Origin of the sequence: Blautia sp. HCP3S3_C12 (assembly GCF_052064155.1) — a bacterium.
Taxonomy (GTDB): Bacteria; Bacillota; Clostridia; order Lachnospirales; family Lachnospiraceae; genus Blautia_A.
The window spans coordinates 112,421-133,462 of the sequence record NZ_JBQHWC010000002.1 but is presented as its reverse complement, the minus strand read 5'-3'; the positions used below and the strand labels follow the sequence as shown (position 1 = coordinate 133,462).

17 protein-coding genes are annotated in these 21,042 nt (G+C 41.5%); 1 reads left to right on the top strand and 16 read right to left on the bottom strand.

Features of this window, described 5'->3' with window-relative positions; genetic code table 11:
- Window positions 1-2 precede the first annotated feature (2 nt).
- The 16 genes from ACTNDS_RS02730 to rpsL form a co-directional block, all read right to left on the bottom strand.
- A complete protein-coding gene (locus tag ACTNDS_RS02730) occupies window positions 3-1,637 on the bottom strand; it encodes a hypothetical protein (RefSeq protein ID WP_441033405.1) in 1,635 nt (544 codons plus the stop codon).
- Between the two features lie 190 nt (window positions 1,638-1,827).
- On the bottom strand, window positions 1,828-2,808 hold the full coding sequence (locus tag ACTNDS_RS02725) for a Wadjet anti-phage system protein JetD domain-containing protein (RefSeq protein ID WP_441033402.1): 981 nt from the start codon (window positions 2,806-2,808) through the stop codon (window positions 1,828-1,830).
- 73 nt (window positions 2,809-2,881) lie between these two features.
- Window positions 2,882-3,247, bottom strand: coding sequence for a fluoride efflux transporter CrcB (gene crcB / locus ACTNDS_RS02720; RefSeq protein ID WP_441033399.1), 366 nt, complete (start codon window positions 3,245-3,247; stop codon window positions 2,882-2,884).
- Window positions 3,248-3,353: 106 nt separating this feature from the next.
- Complete coding sequence (locus ACTNDS_RS02715) at window positions 3,354-3,983, bottom strand: DUF3786 domain-containing protein (protein ID WP_441033397.1); 630 nt, start codon at window positions 3,981-3,983, stop codon at window positions 3,354-3,356.
- 209 nt (window positions 3,984-4,192) lie between these two features.
- Window positions 4,193-4,510, bottom strand: coding sequence for a hypothetical protein (locus ACTNDS_RS02710; RefSeq protein ID WP_441033394.1), 318 nt, complete (start codon window positions 4,508-4,510; stop codon window positions 4,193-4,195).
- A 397-nt stretch (window positions 4,511-4,907) separates the two neighbouring features.
- On the bottom strand, window positions 4,908-5,867 hold the full coding sequence (locus ACTNDS_RS02705) for an ABC transporter permease (protein WP_441033391.1): 960 nt from the start codon (window positions 5,865-5,867) through the stop codon (window positions 4,908-4,910).
- 12 nt (window positions 5,868-5,879) lie between these two features.
- Window positions 5,880-7,376, bottom strand: coding sequence for a sugar ABC transporter ATP-binding protein (locus ACTNDS_RS02700; protein ID WP_055059728.1), 1,497 nt, complete (start codon window positions 7,374-7,376; stop codon window positions 5,880-5,882).
- An 11-nt stretch (window positions 7,377-7,387) separates the two neighbouring features.
- Window positions 7,388-8,326 (bottom strand): ABC transporter permease, encoded by a 939-nt coding sequence (locus ACTNDS_RS02695; RefSeq protein WP_026649979.1) that lies wholly within the window; start codon window positions 8,324-8,326, stop codon window positions 7,388-7,390.
- 158 nt (window positions 8,327-8,484) lie between these two features.
- Complete coding sequence (locus tag ACTNDS_RS02690) at window positions 8,485-9,606, bottom strand: sugar ABC transporter substrate-binding protein (protein WP_441033386.1); 1,122 nt, start codon at window positions 9,604-9,606, stop codon at window positions 8,485-8,487.
- A 270-nt stretch (window positions 9,607-9,876) separates the two neighbouring features.
- Window positions 9,877-11,517, bottom strand: coding sequence for a response regulator transcription factor (locus ACTNDS_RS02685; RefSeq protein ID WP_441033855.1), 1,641 nt, complete (start codon window positions 11,515-11,517; stop codon window positions 9,877-9,879).
- A 96-nt stretch (window positions 11,518-11,613) separates the two neighbouring features.
- Window positions 11,614-13,416 (bottom strand): sensor histidine kinase, encoded by a 1,803-nt coding sequence (locus tag ACTNDS_RS02680; RefSeq protein ID WP_441033383.1) that lies wholly within the window; start codon window positions 13,414-13,416, stop codon window positions 11,614-11,616.
- Between the two features lie 318 nt (window positions 13,417-13,734).
- On the bottom strand, window positions 13,735-14,664 hold the full coding sequence (locus ACTNDS_RS02675; RefSeq protein ID WP_173744052.1) for a calcium/sodium antiporter: 930 nt from the start codon (window positions 14,662-14,664) through the stop codon (window positions 13,735-13,737).
- Between the two features lie 371 nt (window positions 14,665-15,035).
- Window positions 15,036-16,229, bottom strand: coding sequence for an elongation factor Tu (gene tuf, locus ACTNDS_RS02670; RefSeq protein WP_119234119.1), 1,194 nt, complete (start codon window positions 16,227-16,229; stop codon window positions 15,036-15,038).
- Window positions 16,230-16,482: 253 nt separating this feature from the next.
- Complete coding sequence (gene fusA / locus ACTNDS_RS02665) at window positions 16,483-18,603, bottom strand: elongation factor G (RefSeq protein WP_441033380.1); 2,121 nt, start codon at window positions 18,601-18,603, stop codon at window positions 16,483-16,485.
- Between the two features lie 17 nt (window positions 18,604-18,620).
- The gene (gene rpsG / locus ACTNDS_RS02660; protein WP_020993199.1) at window positions 18,621-19,091 is read right to left on the bottom strand and encodes a 30S ribosomal protein S7; all 471 of its coding nucleotides are present in this window, start codon (window positions 19,089-19,091) and stop codon (window positions 18,621-18,623) included.
- A 221-nt stretch (window positions 19,092-19,312) separates the two neighbouring features.
- Window positions 19,313-19,729: a 30S ribosomal protein S12 gene (rpsL, locus tag ACTNDS_RS02655; protein ID WP_008705161.1), complete on the bottom strand. Its 417-nt coding sequence runs from the start codon at window positions 19,727-19,729 to the stop codon at window positions 19,313-19,315.
- Between the two features lie 300 nt (window positions 19,730-20,029).
- Here rpsL and ACTNDS_RS02650 point away from each other — a divergent pair, with 300 nt between their 5' ends.
- On the top strand, window positions 20,030-21,025 hold the full coding sequence (locus ACTNDS_RS02650) for an N-acetylmuramoyl-L-alanine amidase (RefSeq protein WP_441033376.1): 996 nt from the start codon (window positions 20,030-20,032) through the stop codon (window positions 21,023-21,025).
- Window positions 21,026-21,042: the final 17 nt, after the last annotated feature.

The window sequence follows — 21,042 nt, the reverse complement described above, 5'->3', positions numbered from 1 at the left end:
TATTATTCCTCATTTCTCATGATTCGGATCAGGATATTAGAACATCGAATGCTTTTTTTCACTCCGTTTTCGCTGAAAACATTGTCAAAGGTGACTGTGCTTCCGTCTTCTATCCTGTATATCTCTATTTTACCGATTTTTTTATCTGAAAATCTTTCTTCAGAAAGCTGGAGCAGCATTTCGTTGAGCTGAAAATCTGCTGTCTGATCCTGGATAAATTCACTTCGTTCCTTTTTCAGTGCTTCCATATTGATCTCTTTATTCCGTATCAGCTCCACCATGATCTCTTTAAAAATTTCAACATTTGGGATCAGTTGCTGCTGCATTTCTTCTGCATTTTTCTCATTCTCCTGAATATTTTTCCAGATATCAGAAAGGGAAATTTCACCTTTTTCAGATGCCTGCTCCAGCAGAAATCCCAGACTGCTTTCATAACGTTTCAGCTTCTGTCTGCGTTTCTCTTCCTGCTCTTTCAGATATGCATCTTCGTCAAAATCCAGCATCTCCTCAGTGTCCTCGTCCTCATTTCTAACAGACGGTTTCTGATATAATAAAGCTTTATTCAGGTTATAAACCTTATCCGGTTCCCGGTTGAACAGCGGTCTTAAAAAATAGTCCAGATTTCCCAGTGCCGACGGATTCTCCAGCACTTTATCATAGAAATCATTGCGCATGGAAAATCTCCGGATCAGTGACATCTGCGACAATGCTTCCAGTTCTCTGGTATAAAGTGCCTTCAGGTCAAAATGACTGCTCAGGATTTTCTGGTGCTCATCAATGGTTCTGTTCAGGTAACTCTCAATAATACGGAGATTTTCCAGGTTCTCCTCTTCCTTTTCGCCCAGACGGCGCACATTGATGTTCTCTTCTTCCAGTTTCTTTACCCTGCTTCGCACCAGTTCCCGGTATTTCTGGAATTTTTCCTTTGTGTCACTGATCGTATCCAGATTCTCCAGAAGGATTTCCTCGTAATCCTTTACTGAATAATTCAGGGCATTTCTGCGGATTTTTCCCATAGCTTCCTGAATCTTCTGAAGCTGGATGCGCATCAGGTTAAAAACATTCTTAATCTCATCCACAGCCTTATCATAGCTCTGTTTTTCCAGATGCATCTGGAAGATCATTTCATGGATGGTAAGCTTCATATTATTTTCTATTTCAAGGGTGGAAAGTATCAGATTGTATCCGTCGTCTGTAAGATAATAAGAAGTTCTGCGAACCTCCTGATCCAGATACACGATCCGGTTCGCCACATAGCTGATATGCATGACATGATAATCGTTCTCTTCAAAATCATAGCCGTCAAAATACATGGCACGGCCTTCATTTGATAAGATCACATTGACAACAAAATCTCCTAATTTCCGACAATCCTCATAGGAGATTTCCTTTCCAAAATATCTGGTATTTATGGTATCAATATACGCACCAATATCATCCATGGTACAGTTTTCTTCTCTTAAAGACTGCTCCATAATATAGAGCAAAACCGCGAAAATGAGATTCATTTGCTCATCAAATATCTGGAAACCAAACTGCTTCCAGGAGGTTTTCTGGATGCTATTTTGACTCAGGACACCGTATAAACCTACATTTTTCATTCGTTTTGGAAAGTTTTTCAGAAATTCGTATTGCAAAGCTGCCTCCCTGGGTTAGATATAGTTTGTACCCTGTTGTTTATATGTTGTGCGCAATTCCAGTCAGCGTCAGCTGACATATTCTCTTAAAATCAATGCGCATCCTCCCGAAGCGTTTATCTCAGTCAGAGATTAGCTTCACGCTGAGATAAGTTTGTAAATAAATTTATGTAACTGTATAAATCCTGTATCAGAAATCTGCGATATTTAAAATTTCCTGGGGTATATATCTGTCCTTTTTCAGTACAGCTTCCATCTTTTTGACCATTATTTCATCAAAACAGGAGAAAAATTGTGTACTGATATTTCTGTTCTGATGCTCCTTTGTCTCCGGAAGTTCAGTTATCTGTTCTGCTTTTTCCAGCATAGCCTGATATGCAGGCACAAAAGGAATGATTTTCCATCTGCCGTGAAATTTTTCTGCCAGATTTTCGTATATACCAATGCCCTCATAATCCATATCCCCGAAATAATAAATTGTATTCTCCGGATGTTTCATATAAGGTTCCGCACACAGGTCAAAGTCCTGAAAAGAACGGATGATTCCCTTTCCTGCACCATAAATCAGAGTTCCGATTTCTGCACCAAAAATTTCATTATGTCCATTCAGCAGGTAATTGCGCATACTGAAAAAAGGATCTTTATTTTCCAGAATCAGAATATTCTGCGGCGTATTTCTTGTATGTGTATAATATGAAAGAGGCTCTGTTGTCCTGTATACATTCAGAGACTCCACATTAAGTCCACAGCGTTTCAGAATCTTCTTTCCCTGTTCTCTGTCCAGAAATTTCTCTCTGTGCCATATTTCAAAGCTTCTTTCATTCAGAGATTCCGGTGTCAGTAATGCATCTGTATGTTTTTTCAGATATTCATTCAGCATAAGTACCCAGATTCGGTCTTTCTCATACATATCCGGATGCGCCAGATAATAATCCACGGAAATCATGGTGGAAAAAGTATATTTTATTTCTTCTATATAATGGCTGTAATCCTTCTGTTCTTCTACTATCCAGTATTCGCGATAAAGTGCCGGCTTCTTGCCATTGCTCTTAGAAGCCTTCACAGGTTTTATCTGACCTTTTTCCAGTAATTTCATTATGTATCCATACTGTTCCTGATAGGCAAGCTTCTGTCTGGTATGAAGAAGGTCATCCAGCGATATTCGTTTCATTGGTAAATTCCTCCAAAGTGGGTGAATATTCGTCCTACCCACTTAACTTATTGCTTTTCGCAACGGAAGCAGCTTATCTTACCGTAAGATATTCCACTGCAAAAATCGCCAGCACGCCTACCAATACGCTAAGTAATACATAGCACAGTGCTATTCCCATATGTCCATCCCGAATCAACTCCGAAGATTCCAGTGCAAAGGTTGAGAATGTGGTAAATCCACCGCAGACTCCCACCTTTAGAAACAAAATCAGCCTTGGTGGAACAGACAATTTCGCCGCCAGTACTGTGATTGCTCCGATCACAATACATCCAATTATATTGATACAAAAGGTTTTTGCCGGAAAAATCATGGTTTCCCCTGTGGGAATCAGCCCGATCAGGTACCGCAATACTGCTCCTGCAAAACCACCCAACCCTACTGCCAGACAATTCATCATTTTCTCTCTCCAAATTAATACAAATTTACTTTCAAAGCAATCATAACATGAATTTACTTTATCGTAAAGATAACTGTTCCGTGTCTTCACAATTGGTAAAGAGTTGTTACACAAATAAGCTTGTTTTCTGAAGTATAGCCTTTAGCAGATCCCCCTGAAGATAATAGGTAGTTTCAAAATGAAGGTACGATAACGATACTTTATCCCACAGCAATAAAATCTTGGGCTGGAATTCTTCATCTCCATCCCAAAATTGAAATAGCACAGAAAAATCCTGGAAAACAGGCATTTCAAAGGTCAGGTTTGCCCCTGCCAGACGCTCCATCTGCTTTCCTCCCAGACAGATACAGGCCTGTTTTACCTCTTCCACTTTTCCTGAAAATGCTCGTGCATACTTTTCTACAAAGAGGTCTGTAGACGGACTGCTTCCGGCAGTGACAAATCTGCCCACCGGCTGCCACTGACCAGTCAAAGGCGGCAGTATTTCCTGCCCGGAACAACAAAGAAAATCATAGATTGTCATAACAATTGTATATTCTTTGCAGTCCATCCATTCCTCACCCTCAGAATATGCAATGGCGCCATCTCTGCGGCTGATCCGATATTCTGTTCCAATATATTTCAAATACAGATATTCTTCATTATGTTTCAATCCATATTTCTCTATCAGCTTATCCTGGTCATGCTGTAAAAACAGCTCTCTTCCTATATATACCTGTTTTTCATAATTATCCATAAACGTCTTCTCCATTCTGTGTCATGTAAAGGAATAAATACATTTCTATTATAATCTATTTTTCCAAATTAGCAAAAAAAGTTCTTCTGCTTCACTCTACATTAATAATAACAAGTTTTTGATAAATCGCCCGATATGGGCTTAGAATTTATAGATATGTACAAATTTTCCGGTAAAGATAACTACCGGTTTTAAGAAATACTTCACTTTCACATATTTTGTTCAAACTCTTCAAGAGAAGACACTTTAAGCGAAAGCTGGAACCACAGCTCAAGTTTCTCAGTATCCGTTTCGGACATAATTTTTTCTTTTATCTCAGACGGAACTGAAAATTTGGATTCAAGCGCAGTAAGAAGAAATTCCTGTTTTCCCTCTGCATTTCCTTCCAATTTTCCTTCTATTTTTCCTTCCTGTCTTTCATTTCGCATCATTTCCTCTAACAGCATATAGCGTTCCTCCATCCCACGATTCTGCTTGATCTTATCAATACTATCCTGCAGATATCTGACAAACGGATCTGTTGTCAAAATCCCTTCTGTTCTTTCCGAAACAGAAGAACTCTTTGGACTTAGTATATCGCAAACATGGTAATTCTACAAGGAGAAGTTTTCGACAAAATCTCTACTAAGTATCTATTGTACTGTATAATAAAAACCCCAAAAATCCCCAACTCCCGCAGAATAATTCTGCGGGAGCCGGGGATTTTATGTAGGTATGAACATGATACACGAATACGTCAGATCAAGCGAATATTCGCAATCCGCTTCGCTACTTGCTCATAACCGAATAACTGCTTCGCAGTTTATCAGAAGGAGTTTGCACTCCTCCTGATACAAGCAAGTCCCCACCCACTGCTTATTGCTTTTCGCAATTGAAGCAGGGGACTTACTTGATTCGGTTATATAATCGATGTTTTACAATCTCTTACTTAACAATCATACCAGTCTTTCTGTCACTGAAGATCGCTACTTCGATCAGGAAGATGATACCAAGAATCAGCTGCTGTAACTGTGTAGGCATCATCAGCATTACCAGACCACTAGAAAGTACTTTATATGTCATAACACCAAGGATGATGTTATAGAATCTTACTTTAGCACCGCCGTTTACAGGCATTCCGCCAAGTACCAGGGCGATCATGATCTGTGTTTCCAGCTGATTTCCGGCTGTTGATGTAACGGAACCTACTTTGATGGCATTTACAAATGCTGCAAGTCCTGTGATACATCCTGCTGCCACGAATACAAGGATCTTTGTAGTCTCTACACGGATACCTGCAAATCTTGCAGCTGTTTCACCTGCACCGATTGCTTTCAGTCTGGAGCCCAGACCTGTGTAAGTGAATACAAGATATGCCACTACGAAGATGATCACTGTAAAAGTAAGCATAAATGGCAGTGTGTTATATTTGGAAATATCACTTACTGCGTAAACAGGTGAATTAGTTGTTGCATAAGCACAAACTCCACGGAACAGATACATGGTACAGATTGTAACAATGAAGCTTGTGATTTTTCTCTTAACATTAAAGTAACCATTGATCAGTCCGATCAGTCCGCCAGTTACCACACCACCAATTGCTGCCAGAACCATGTTGTAATGGGAAAGGTAGCAGACTACGATGGAAGCAACACCAAGCATGGAGCCCTGGGAGAAATCCAGGCCACCCATTGTCATTACCATGAACACGCCGATAGATGAGATCAGCAGCATGTATGACTGGCTCAGAAGCAGTGATATATTTTTCGGCTGAAACAGTCTGCCGTCTGTGAGGAATGCAAATAATACACAGATGATCACAAATCCTGCGATAGGAAGGATCGTACGCACAATGGGACGTTCCAGAAATGGTACTTGCTCAGTTGATTTTTTTGTTGTACTCATTTTTTTACCCCCTTAAATCATATTGTCAATCAGATCTGTGTCTTTCAGATCCGGAGAGCGAAGGAATTCACCATTGATCTTACCGTCCTTCATGATCAGGATACGGTCTGCCATACCCAGAAGCTCCATGATTTCCTCAGAGATCATAATAATGGATTTTCCTCTTTTTCTCATATCGTCCATCATGGCATAGATATCAGCTTTAACTTTAACATCAATACCACGGGTAGGGGAGTCAAGGATAATCAGGTCGGAGTCCTTACCAACCCAGCGTGCAAGAACGACTTTCTGTTTGTTACCGCCTGAAAGAGCAGATACAAACTGGTCAACGCCTGTCATTTTTGTACTCATCTGTTTTGCAAATTTATTGGCAAATTCATTCATTGTCTTTGCACGAAGGAATCCATGAGTTTTCAGATCCTCCAGGGATGGAAGACAGATGTTATCGCCAATTGTATCATTAATGACCAGAGACTCATTGTCTCTGTCTTTGGAAGCATATGCAATGCTGTGTTTGATGGCATCCGGAATGGAATTGATCGGTGTGCCGTCTCCCAGAGTTACACTTCCCTGACGGAAATAGGAAGCTCCGAAGAGTGCCTTTCCAACCTCATGCATACCACATTCGGAAAGTCCTCCGATACCAAGGATCTCCCCTTTGTGGAGATCAAGGTTCAGATTCTCAATCTGTCCTTTTACTGTCACGTTCTTAGCGGAAAGAACAACTTCGTCAGATACCTTTTCGCCGTAGTCTGTACGATAGTAGCTGTCGCCGATCTCACGGCCTACCATTAAGGCTTTTAGTCTGTCAGGTGTAGCTTCTTCCTTTGTGATGGAACCGATCTTCACACCATCTCGAAGTACGCTGATGTTATCAGACTGCTCAATAACTTCCTCAAGGTCATGAGAAATAAAGATTACGCAGTTTCCTGTGTCACGAACCTTGTGCATTACCTTGAAAAGCTCTTCACGGCCTTTCTGACCAAGTGCTGTTGTTGTCTCGTCTACAACCAGAACCTTCGGATTAAAGTAAGTAGATTTTACAATCTCTACCAGCTTACGATCCTCGAAGTTGTAATCATCGATTACTTTAGTTGCATCAATATAATTGAATCCATAGCTGTCCAGATATTCCTGGGCTTTCTTGTTCATTGCTGCGGTATTTTTGATACCACATTTAGTAAACTGATCCTCGTTTCCAAGGAAAATATTCTCTGCTACAGTCAGTCCGGAAAGTGTTCCGATCTCCTGTACGATAATGGCTACACCCTGATGGTTTGCTTCAACCTGGTTTGTTGCGGTGATCTCTTTTCCTTCAAGAATAAACTTACCGGAATCTTTCTGGTAAATACCTGTCAGGCAGGATGTCAATGTGGATTTACCGGAACCGTTTTCACCGATCAGTGCGTGGATCTCACCTTTATTAAATGTAAAGGAAACGTTATCCAGGGCGTGTGTGATGCCAAAATGTTTATCAATATTTTCTGCTCTTAATAATATTTCACCCATAATCGTTCTCCTTATTTTACTACAAGACCTTTAACCGGTTTGGTTGTCAGTGCAACGATCACCAGCAGTGCAACACCTGTTACCACGTTCTGGATCGTAGTCGGAGCACCAAGTGCAACGAAACCGTTGAACATAAGCTGGATGATCATCTCACCAATCACGATAGCGATAACCGGATGGCCGTATTTCTTAAATGCCAGTCCAAAGAAGGTTCCCATCAGAGGAGTAAAGTTACGGCTCATAGAGGAAAGATTGGAAGCTGATGTCATGGAAGTACCAAAGCTGATTGTCAGGATTGCCTGAAGTCCAAAGAAGAAACCTGCAAGAGTAAAGGCTACAATTTTGTATTTGGAAACATTTACACCCATGTTCTTTGCAACAACTTCGTTGCTTCCGATTGCGTATGTATAAGTACCGATTTTTGTGTATTTCAGAATGAATGCACAGAGCAGATATGCGATCAGTGCCAGAATCAGGTTAACCGGATAATCACCGAATGCTCTGTAATCTGTAGAAAGGATTACGTTCTTTCCGTTTGTGGCATATACACTGAACGCCTCATATATCAGGGACAGGGCACATGTAACGATCAGGGAAGAAATATGTAATTTGATATAAACCACACCATTGATGAGACCAATGATCGTACCACAGATCAGCGGTGCAATGATAAGACCGGCATAACCGAATTTCTCACTTGCATTGCAGGCGATAATGGATGAAAGTACGATATTGGCACCAACACTCATATCAAAAGGTCCCATTACGCAGATAAAGTAGAGGCCACATCCGCCAACTGCGTAAATTAATGCTGATTTCATGTAAGTGGCCAGTTTCTCCGGGGAACCGAAAGTAGTCGGTGCAAGTACTTTAAATACTGCCCAGAAAACTACAAGCATAAGAACCAGAAGGCCGATTCCATAATACTGGCTTTGTTTGAGTTTTTTCATAACCATTCTCCTTATCCAATTCTTCGCCCGCCAAAAGCAGGAGGTCAGACGCTTCCTCAGGGTTTGGCCTTTTGCTTCGAGCGGGCACTGACAATTACCTCTTAAAAGTTTCTCCACTGCCCTTTGGAGAAAAGGCAGTGGAGGATAAATTCATCATATTAGTTGCTGTGACGGGAAATAACATCATCAATAGAAAGTGATGTAGCTGCTTTGTTCAGATCATCAAAGCTGTATCCTGCTAATTCCACAAGCTCTTCATCTGTGTATGGATCATCATCTACAAAGTATTTCTTGTAGTTTTCATAGTCTTCGGAAGAAGATACATACAGATATGGGAACTGAATTTCGTATCCGAAGGATCCTTCCTCTTTTACATAGTTGCCTTTGATTGCGTTATATGTGATAAGGAATGCATATAACGGGTCGCAGAAGTGTCCGCCTGATTCAAGCTGCTCGCCAAGGTCATCAAGGAAGTCTGTGGAAACAACGTCGATCTTTCCTGTAAGTCCTTCGTTTGCCAGAGCACCGATGGAACCAACAAGTGGGTCACCGCCGCCACCTGCAACGATCAGAGCGTCCATGTCCGGATTGGAGTTGTAAAGGGAAAGAGCTGCTGCTGCACCTTCTTCAGAAGATGTGTTAGCATATACAGGCTCTGTCATTGTTGCCTGATCATCCGGGTTAGCTTCATTCCATTCGTCAACTGCCTGTTTGTAACCTTTCCATCTCTGCTGGAAGGTAGCATCACCAACTGTCCATGCTTCAAGACCGATGTTTCTGTCGCCGTTCTCAAGAAGCAGGTTAACCAGTGTGTATCCGTTTGTTACTTCGTCTTCATGAACTGCACCAAGATAGTACTGGGAGTTGCATGCTGTCTGATATACTTCCGGGCTGTTCTCTTCGGAAATGATACGGTAAAACTGTGTAAGGTAAACCTGGTTTGCATCGCAGGTCTGGATTGCAGATGTCATTTCAGAGTCTGCGGAGTTACAGATTACGATACCATTACATCCTGCTGCACAGAGCTGTTCAACAGAAGCTGTAACCTGCTCAGATACGTGACCCTGATCAACATACATTACATTAACACCAAGAGCATCCGCTGCTTTGTCAATGATTTTCTTACTCTGGCTTCCAAGTACGTCTGTGGAACTCCAGATAGAAACACCGATTGTAATATCATCGTCAGCTGCCTGTGTGGTAACTGCACTTACTGGTAAGGAACCAATCATTGCTGCTGTTGCTGCGATAGCAACTGCTTTTCTCATTCTTTTTTTCATGTTGTAAAAGCCTCCTTGATAAAATTTGGTTTCTTGATTTTGTGAACGGAAATTATGTTTTCGTGCTCTCCGTTCCTCTGTGACTATATTAAACCATATTTTGCCTTTGGTCAGTTAGGACATATTTGGAAAATTTTGTTGCACATTCTTGACCAGTTTATACAAAAAAGTCCTCTGTATCCGTTCGATTCGATAAGAACCACCATACAGAGGACTTCCAATTCCGTTACTGTTCACTCAATTCTATCTGAATTTCTTCCATATTAATTATTATAATTGTGCCAGATTATTTCTGTAATCCCTTGGGCTGCATCCCATCTTTTTCCTGAATACTCTGCTAAAGTAATTGTAATCATCATATCCCACCAGGAACGAAATCGTCTCTAGCTTCTTATCCGGATCTTTCATCAGCTCTGCAGCCTTCTCCATCCTGATCCTGGTAAGGAAGGCAATAATCGTCTCACCATATTTCTGGCTGAAGCTTCTGGACAGATAGCTGGCATCCATATGATATTCTTCTGCCAGAGCAGTAAGTGTAATATTCTCATAATAAGAACGTTCCATATATTTATGGATCTGCTCTACCTGCTGCATAATGGAACCTGATCCGGAATCCGAATCCTTGTCCTCTCCCCTTTCCCAGAGACTGTCCAGAAGAATCTTTAACGAAGCAAGTAAAGACGGCGCATTCAGGCATTTCATATAATAGTCAATATTGTCCATAGCCTCCTCCGCCTGTGCAGTAAGCTCCGGACATTTCTCCTGCACATAGCGGTACAGGATTCCTGTAAGCCTGCCGGTATACTGTTTCACATCCAGATAAGTCCAGGCACCATTGTCACAATCCTTAAAGTCACAGGTCTTAAAAATCAATTTCTCTGTCTTTGATTTCTGTCCTGTTGCCAGAAGATGATACAACTCCGTTTCCATATGGGCAGGCGCTGATTTTCCCATCATCTGGATCTCGCTGCTTCTCTGAGACTCTTCTCTTTTTTCCTCCTGGCATGAAAGGATACAATGATGTCTGTTAAATGGCCGGGTAACCAATGTAGAAATCAATTCCCTGTAAATGGTACCGATATCGTCTAATGAACTGGTCTGCTCATGAAGTACAACAGAAATCGGTCCGTATTCTTCCAGTGGAAATTCTCTCAGAATATTTTCTGCCAGTGTTCTGAATTCCTTTGCATCTGCAGTCTTTACGAGGAGAAACTCACTCATCTTATTACTGTTGTTAAAAATAATCACATTTTCTTCCAAACCAGTCAGCTCTCTCAGCCTGGATTTAATACTCCAGGACATCTGCAGATTGTCATATTCAAACTTCTCTGCAATTTCAGCAATATTATAAAATTTCACCATCAGCGTGGCAACTTCTGAGAAAGTATTAGTACTGGATACATAAGTCTGTGCATCAGCCTGTCCATATAATTTTCCGGAAAGCAATGCTGAATATTCGCTGTCTTCCAGAAAAGATGAAAGCTTATGTTCACGAATCCGGCTGCTTTCATCCTGCTTTTTAGTATTTTCCCTCTCTTCCAGAAGATTCAGGGCTTTGGTAAGAACCTTGACCATCTCTTCTTTTCCCACCGGTTTCAAAAGATAGTCCAGTCCGCCGGAAACAAATACCCCCTTCACCTTATCAAAATCATCATAACCGCTGATAGCAACCGTAATGATCTCAGGATATTCCTTCTGCAGCCGCTCCAGCAATTCCAGACCACTTAAAAAAGGCATATTAATATCCGTAAGAATAATATCCGGCTTTTCCTCTTCTATCCTTTCCATAACCTCCTCACCGTCACATGCAGGTTCCAGAAATTCCAGGGAATATTCCTCCCACGGGATCAGATTTCGGATATTCTCACGGCTCCAGAATTCATCATCTGCAGCAAGTACCTTATATTTCATAGTTTTCAATATTTTTCTCCCCTCAAATATGCCTGTCCCAATATTTTTCTGTTAAAGGCACATGATGTCCCAATGTCAAGCATGGCATTTTTTATATTATATATTGTCAGATATTTCCGGAGAAGCGGCCGGGACTGTAATCGTCACAGTTGTCCCCTCTCCCACTATACTGTCAATATGTAGTCCATAGCCCGCACCAAAAAGCTTCTTCAGCCGCGCATTGACATTAAGGATTCCAATGGAAATTCCGGATTCCACCCTTTTCATATCGTTCTGTTCCAACAGCCGGTTCATGGCCTCTGCGTCCATTCCTGCACCATTATCCTGAACTGTGATCACCAGATTCTCACCCACATGCTCCGAACGTATCAGAAGCTTCTTATCCTTGCGGCGGACATTTCTCAGCCCGTGTGTCAGTGCATTCTCCACAACCGGCTGAATACAGATACGGGGCATCTGGTCTGCAAGTGTCTCACTATCTATCTGATAATCATAGGCAACTGTTGAACCGTTCCTCACATCCATTACATAAAGATAATTTCTCACATGGGACATTTCATTCTGCACAGTGGATAATTCGTCTGTCATATTCAGGCTGTAACGGAAAATCGCAGACAGAGAACGGCACATGCCACTTACCATAGGACAATTCTGTGCATTTGCAATTCCACTCATAGTATCCAGAGTATTATAGAGAAAATGTGGATTGATCTGTGCCTGAAGCATTTTGTATTCCGTACGTTCCACCAGCATTTTATGCTGCAGCTCCTCCTGGGCCATCACCTGCATACGATCCAGCATTTCATTAAATTCCGTACCAAGAGTCGTAAGCTCCTGTGACCATCCTACCGGACGCACACGTAACTGTGTTTCTCCGTTTTTGATCTGCGTGATCGTACTGCTCATTTCCTCTACCGGCTTTGTCAGCCATTGGGATAAAAACAATACAATAATTGTGATAGCCAGCAGCATGGCTGCCATTATGATCAGCAGTGTTCTGATCAAAGACTTCTGTGTTGCTGTAAGAAGTGACTGTGAAACAAGTACAAAAGCTTCCAGATTATAGTTTTCCTGAGAAACCTGTATCAGATAGTTTCCATCATATTCCTGCTCCAGCTTAGTAGATTTATAATAGTTTTCCACAGCCTTTGCAAGCTGTTTCTGGATTCTGCGCTGACTGTCTGATGCCTGTCCGGTCATTGCTACCACCCTGTCATTCAACGGCTGAAGCCACAGGCAAACCTGCTCTACGTCCACATATTTAGACATAATAGAAGTAAACGCTGCACTGTTGATATCACATACAAGATATCCCAGCCCGCTTCTGTCTACATCATAGTTATGCAATTTTAAAACCAGACGGACAATATCTTTTTTTGCATCTGGATTATGATATCCTGAGATCATCAGATCTGTACGTTTTCCGTGAACATAATCATATACTCTGCCTGAATTGTTATCATATTCTTCTGATTTGTAAATATCCTTTGGGTATGCAGCTGAATTATATCTGTAACTGCTGATCAGATGATCCTTTGTATCATACAGATACATAGCCAGAAGCTGGTCTTCTTTTGTAAAACGTTTTCTCGCAAAATACCAGCTTCTCCAGTAATAATCCTTCAGACTGCTATCCTGTTCCGCTGCGCTGCGCATATCATTGATCAGATCCTGTTCACTGTATATTGTAAGCATTTCTCCGCGAATGGTATGAATAAAGCTGGACAGATCTGTCTGCATCTTATTCAATGATGTCTCATGATCTGATATAATTTCCGCCCGTATCTGTCTTCGCAGTGACTGCTGAAACAGAAATGTCTGCAATAATAAAGCAAACAGCACACTGCTGATACACAATACCAACATAGCCTTCCGCATCGTCCACTTCCTGGATTTCATTTTTTTCTATCTCTCCAACACTTTATTCTTTTAACCTGCAAATAATTTACAGACATACATTGGTTTTATTTTATCATACTATCAGAAAAAGTGTAACCTATTTTCCGTTACGCAAGAAAGAATCCTGCTTGCAGGATTCTCCGCCTGCGACGGGTCGCTTCAGCGACATAATTCCTCTCCGTCGCAGTGCGATCCTGCCCGGAGGGCTTTTTTATATTATAGGAACATTACAAAGTAATTTCCTATAATATAAAAAAGTCCCTCTGTTATTGCCGGGATCAACACACAGAAGAACGTTATTAATAACAAACTATTTTCTTATACCATACACAAATATACAAAATATGCTGCATAACATAACAGCATAAGAATTCCACATGGCTTTCGGAGTTCTTTGTGCCGGAAGGTCCCAAGCCAGAGGATAACTCCGCACAAAATTGCAATCCCCGTATCTATAATAAATTTACTTTCAAAGGGAACTGTGCAGATAAGCGCTGTGGTACCGATCACAAACAGAATATTAAAGATATTGCTGCCCACAATGTTTCCGATGGCAATTCCTGCATTTCCTCTTTTTGCAGCTGTAACAGATGTAACCAGTTCAGGAAGTGATGTTCCCAGTGCAACGATCGTCAGCCCGATAAATCTTTCACTTATTCCAAAATAACGTGCTATTTCTGAAGCTCCGCTTACTGCAAAATCGCTGCCCTTTACAACCAGAATCCCGCCAAGAGCCATCAGAAGAAGACATTTCCATATAGGATAATCCTTTGTTTCTCCATCCTCCTGATCATTTCCCTTTCTTGCCATTACGAACAAATATCCCAGATATGCCAGAAAAAGGATCCAGAAAATCACACCTTCTGCAAAGGTCACTTCCGATCCTGTAATGCCGAAAATCATCAGCACAATTGTTACCACAATCATAAATGGAATTTCATACAGAAATGTAGATTTCTGTATTGCCACATTTGTGATCAGTGCCGTAACTCCCAGGATAATCAGAATATTAAGAATATTGCTTCCAACCACATTTCCGATTGTAATACCCGCATTTTTATTCATTCCTGCTGTAATACTTACAGCTGCCTCCGGCATACTGGTTCCCATTGCTACGATCGTCAATCCAATGATCAGTTGGGGGATTCCCAGCTTCTTTGCAATACTGGCTGCCCCCTCCACAAACCAGTCTGCTCCCTTCACCAGAAACAGAAAACCTACCAGCAAAATAATAACCTGCATAAACATCTTTTTTTCCTCTCTTTCCTCATTTTATTTTGCAGTAGGTATAAAAAAGAGACTCCTACTGCATGCACAGTAAAAGTCTCGCTGTTTCATCACTTTCCGAGTTATATGTTTCAATAACTGTCCTGACGAAGAAGTGAACCAAATCGGCCAGCTACTCCCTTTTCATATGTATATTCTAACAGACTGATTTTTATAAATCAATTATTTTTATCTGTTTTTTCTTTTTTATTCCTATTTGCTATTTTTTATAATCCATGTATTCCTGATCCAACAGAAAAACCCCGGAAACCTTGCGGTTCCGGGGTATCTTACGTTTGGACACAATGTACCTTGCGGTACTCAATATATATAATTAAGATGTTATGCTAAAATTATTCGATAACTGTAGCAACACGTCCTGATCCTACAGTACGTCCACCTTCACGGATAGCGAAAGTAAGACCCTGAGCCATAGCGATTGGGTGGATCAGTTCAATTGTCATTTCGATGTTATCTCCAGGCATGCACATTTCTGTTCCTTCTGGAAGGTTGCAAACACCTGTTACGTCTGTTGTTCTGAAGTAGAACTGTGGACGATAGTTGTTGAAGAATGGAGTATGACGTCCACCTTCATCTTTTGTCAGAACGTAAACCTGAGCTGTGAATTTTGTATGGCATGTGATTGTTCCTGGTTTAGCAAGAACCTGTCCACGCTCGATTTCGTTTCTCTGAACACCACGAAGAAGTGCACCGATGTTATCACCAGCCTGAGCTTCATCAAGAAGTTTACGGAACATTTCGATACCAGTTACAACAACTTTACGTGTTTCTTCTTTGATACCAACGATTTCAACTTCGTCAGATACATGAAGTACACCAGCCTCTACTCTACCAGTAGCAACTGTACCACGACCTGTGATAGAGAATACGTCCTCTACAGGCATTACGAATGGTTTATCTGTGTCACGCTGTGGGTCTGGAATGTAGCTGTCAACAGCATCCATAAGTTCCATGATCTTGTCTCCCCACTCGCTGCTCGGATCTTCAAGAGCTTTAAGAGCTGAACCCTGAATTACCGGGATGTCATCTCCTGGGAAGTCATACTCGCTTAAGAGTTCACGAATTTCCATTTCTACCAGTTCAAGAAGTTCTTCATCATCAACCATATCACATTTGTTCATGAATACAACGATGTAAGGAACACCTACCTGACGGGAAAGAAGGATGTGCTCTTTAGTCTGAGCCATAACACCATCTGTAGCAGCAACAACGAGGATAGCACCATCCATCTGAGCTGCACCTGTGATCATGTTCTTAACGTAGTCAGCATGTCCTGGGCAGTCAACGTGTGCATAGTGTCTATGCTCTGTTTCATACTCAACGTGTGCTGTAGAAATTGTGATACCACGTTCTCTTTCTTCCGGAGCTTTATCGATGTTAGCGAAATCTGTAGCTGTGTTACCAGCAACTCTTTCAGCCAGAACTTTTGTGATAGCTGCAGTTAAAGTTGTTTTACCATGGTCAACGTGTCCGATGGTACCAATGTTACAATGCGGTTTTGTTCTCTCAAACTTAGCTTTTGCCATTTTAAAACGTCCTCCTTAAAACTTTGGCTCTTATATTATTATAGAGCATCTTTTTCGGTTTTAAACTTGCTATCCTTGATTATATTGCATAACCAAAATATTTGCAAGTGTTTTATACAATTTGATAACTTGCATTACCAATTGTTGTATCATTACAGTCCACACATTACTGAGAATACAGCGGACAGTAATTTTATATCTCCTACAGTCTGCTGGCTTTAAACACCGACAGACTGCAGATGATCAATAATTATCAGTCTTTCTTAGAAAGGATTTTTTCCTGTACAGACTTCGGAACCTGCTCATATTTCTCAAAGAACATAGAGTAGTTACCACGTCCCTGTGTTCTGGAACGAAGGTCTGTAGCATATCCAAACATTTCGGAAAGCGGTACATATCCACGGATCATCTTACCACCGCCGATATCTTCCATACCTTCGATACGTCCACGACGGGAGTTGATATCACCAATAACGTCACCCATGTAATCTTCTGGTGTAGTAACTTCGACCTTCATGATTGGCTCAAGAAGAACCGGAGCTGCTTTCTGCATAGCATCCTTGAATGCAAGAGAACCTGCAATATGGAATGCCATTTCAGAAGAGTCGACTTCATGGTAAGAACCATCGTATACATTAGCATGTACACCAACTACCGGGAATCCACCAAGGATACCAGCTTTCATAGCCTCTTCGATACCTTCTCCAACTGCAGGGATGTATTCCTTCGGAATAGCACCACCAACAACTGTGGATTCGAACTTGTACAGTTCTTCTCCGTTGGCATCCATAGGTGTAAATTTAACTTTACAGTGACCATACTGTCCACGACCACCGGACTGTTTTGCATACTTGCTGTCTACATCAACAGGTTTGGTGATTGTTTCTTTGTAAGCAACCTGAGGAGCACCTACGTTAGCCTCTACCTTGAATTCACGAAGGAGACGGTCAACGATGATATCCAGATGAAGCTCACCCATACCAGCGATAATGGTCTGTCCTGTTTCCTGATTTGTATGTGCACGGAATGTCGGGTCTTCTTCTGCAAGTTTTGCAAGAGCTTCACCAAGTTTACCCTGTCCAGCTTTAGTCTTAGGCTCGATAGCCATCTCGATAACCGGTTCTGGGAATTCCATGGACTCCAGGATTACCGGATGCTGCTCGTCACAGATTGTATCACCGGTTGTTGTGAATTTGAATCCGATTGCTGCAGCGATATCACCGGAATATACTTTATCAAGTTCCATACGTTTGTTAGCATGCATCTGAAGAATACGTCCAACACGTTCTTTCTTGTCCTTAGTAGCGTTAAGTACATAAGAACCGGAATTCATTGTACCGGAGTATACACGGAAATATGCAAGTTTACCAACGAATGGGTCTGTCATAATCTTAAATGCCAGAGCTGAGAATGGTTCTTCATCAGAAGAATGTCTCACTACTTCGTTACCGTCCAGATCAATTCCCTGAATTGGAGGAATATCTGTAGGAGCCGGCATATACTCAAGGATAGCATCAAGAAGTTTCTGAACACCTTTGTTTCTGTAAGCAGAACCACAGCAAACCGGAACAGCAGTACACTCGCATGTAGCTTTTCTTAATGTTGCTTTCAGTCTCTCAACAGTTGGTTCTTCACCTTCAAGATATTCCATCATTAAGTCGTCATCAAGCTCACAGATTTTCTCAATGAGCTCTGTATGATAAAGCTCAGCATCTTCCTTCATGTCTTCAGGAATGTCAACGATGGAGATGTCATCACCTTTTTCATCGTTGTAGATGTAAGCTTTCATTTCGAATAAGTCAATGATTCCTTTGAAATCATCTTCTTTTCCGATTGGCAGCTGTAAGCAGATTGCGTTTTTACCAAGACGAGTCTTGATCTGCTCTACTGCACCGTAGAAGTCTGCACCAAGGATATCCATCTTGTTGATGAATGCCATACGTGGTACATTGTAAGTGTCGGCCTGACGCCATACGTTTTCAGACTGCGGTTCAACACCACCCTTAGCACAGAAAACGCCGACAGCACCGTCAAGTACACGAAGAGAACGCTCAACTTCTACTGTGAAGTCAACGTGACCTGGGGTATCAATGATGTTGATACGATGTTCCAGAGCACCTGGCTTCGGTTTGCAGTTCTCTTCCAGAGTCCAGTGACATGTTGTAGCCGCTGAAGTGATTGTGATACCTCTCTCCTGCTCCTGTTCCATCCAGTCCATGGTAGCAGTACCTTCATGAGTATCACCAATCTTATAGTTGACACCTGTATAATACAGGATACGTTCTGTGAGAGTTGTTTTACCCGCATCGATATGAGCCATAATACCAATATTTCTGGTACGCTCTAATGGATATTCTCTTCCCTCTTTAGCCAATGGATTTTCCTCCTATATTAGAAGCGATAGTGAGCAAATGCTTTATTTGCCTCAGCCATCTTGTGCATGTCTTCTTTTCTCTTAACGGATGCACCTGTGTTGTTCATTGCATCTAAAAGCTCATTTGCAAGTCTTTCTTCCATTGTTTTCTCGCCTCTTTTACGAGAGAACATTGTTAACCAGCGAAGAGCCAGTGCCTGACGTCTGTCTGCTCTTACCTCGATCGGAACCTGATAAGTAGCACCACCGATACGTCTAGCTTTTACTTCAAGAAGTGGCATGATGTTGTTCATAGCCTCTTCGAAAACTTCAAGTGCTGGTTTTCCAGCTTTTTCTTCGATTCTGGCGAATGCACCGTAAACAATTTTCTGTGCTACACCTTTCTTACCGTCTAACATGATGTTATTGATAAGTTTGGTAACCACTTTATTGTTGTACATTGGATCTGCCAGAACGTCTCTTTTCTGAGTATGTCCTTTACGTGGCACGTTACTTCCCTCCTTAATCATTGTGATTAAATCATCGGTACTCACGCAGATAACTATTGCATGTTCGCACTGGTAAGGTCCTATATTTAACCCGCAACCGGCAGGGTATATGGAATACCGTACAAATTCGATTCATAGTTTATTCGTGAATTTTCGATTTCATTAATTCATATTTGCTGTCTCAAACAATGAGATCAGTTGCTTTTTGAGAGCCTTCTCAATTATTTCTTTTTAGGTCTCTTAGCGCCGTATTTAGAACGGGCCTGTTTTCTGTTAGCAACACCTGCAGTATCAAGAGTACCTCTGATGATGTGGTATCTTGTACCAGGTAAGTCCTTAACCCTTCCACCACGGATCAGAACAACGCTATGCTCCTGAAGGTTGTGACCTTCTCCTGGGATGTAGCTTGTTACTTCGATTCCGTTGGAAAGACGAACTCTGGCGATTTTTCTAAGAGCTGAGTTAGGCTTCTTAGGAGTTGCAGTCTTAACTGCTGTACAAACGCCACGTTTCTGTGGTGCAGACTGTTCAACTGCTTTCTTTCTTAAAGAGTTGAATGTTTTCTGGAGAGCCGGAGCTGTAGATTTCTTTACAGATGTCTGGCGTCCTTTTCTTACTAACTGGTTGAATGTTGGCATTCCATTTCACCTCCCGATTTATTTCTCCATAGATTTTTCTATGGGGCCTTGCGGTTGCTATTCTCGCATTTACGCGCAAAAAAATTAAACGTTTCTTATGCACGCTTGCTCATTATATCCTTTACAGAAAGCGCTGTCAAGGTATTTTGCAAGATTTTTTCTTTCTTTTTGCATGAATTTAGTATAGATACACGATTGCATTTTACAAATCACTTCATTATAATAACAGACAAAGAAAAGTTACTGCCTGCTAAACGCAGTAACATTTAAAAGGTTTATTATTTATAGAAAGGATTTTTTATGAAAAAGCCCAGTATAATGGCTGTATTACTGTTTCTCACCGGACTTTTGTGCATTGTCTCCCTCTTTTTCTTTACCAAAAGTACCACGGAGCAGATCATTGCCACTGAAAAAGATGTAGATACCGTGACAGAACAGATCACAGCTAAGCAAAAGGAATTTCAGACTGCCCAGGAAAAATATACCGCTGCAGTAGATGAAGTTCAGAATAATATCAACTATTTGAAACAGAAAGCCCAGACAGCATCACAGAAGCAGGAAAAAGAAAAGGCAGATATTTCTGAAGAGGAGACCACCTCCAAGCCTTCTGTTTTCAGTCAGGCAGATGCTTCCGAACCAGATAACTTTTCTGCCGATAACGGACATGTGGTAGGAATTGATCCGGGACATCAGGGTGAAAATGTGAATATGAGTGCTCCTGAGCCCATTGGACCTGGTTCTTCAGAGATGAAGGCAAAATGTACTTCCGGTACCCGTGGCTCCTTTACCGGAATTCCCGAATACCAGTTGAACCTGAATGTTTCCCTTCAATTAAAAGATGTGCTGGAACAGAGAGGCTACCGGGTAGTTATGACCAGAACTGACAATGATACTGCCATCAGTAACAAGGAACGGGCTGAATATGCAGCCTCTCAGGGTTCAGAGATCTATGTCCGTATTCACGCAAACGGTACGGATTCTTCTTCTGCATCCGGAGCCCTGGCTATGGCTCCTTCTCAGAGCAATCCTTATGTTTCCTCTCTTTTTGATCAGTCAAACAGACTTTCCCAGTGTATTCTGGATTCCTATTGTCAGGCTACAGGCTTTCAGAATCTGGGGATACAGTACACAGATACTATGACCGGAATTAATTGGAGCACTGTTCCTGTAACAATCCTGGAAATGGGTTTTATGACCAATCAGAATGATGACACCAAAATGAACGATTCCCAGTTCCAGCAGACTATGGTTGAAGGAATCGCCAATGGAATCGATGCTTATTTTGCTTCAGTATAGAAAGAAAATAGAAAGAA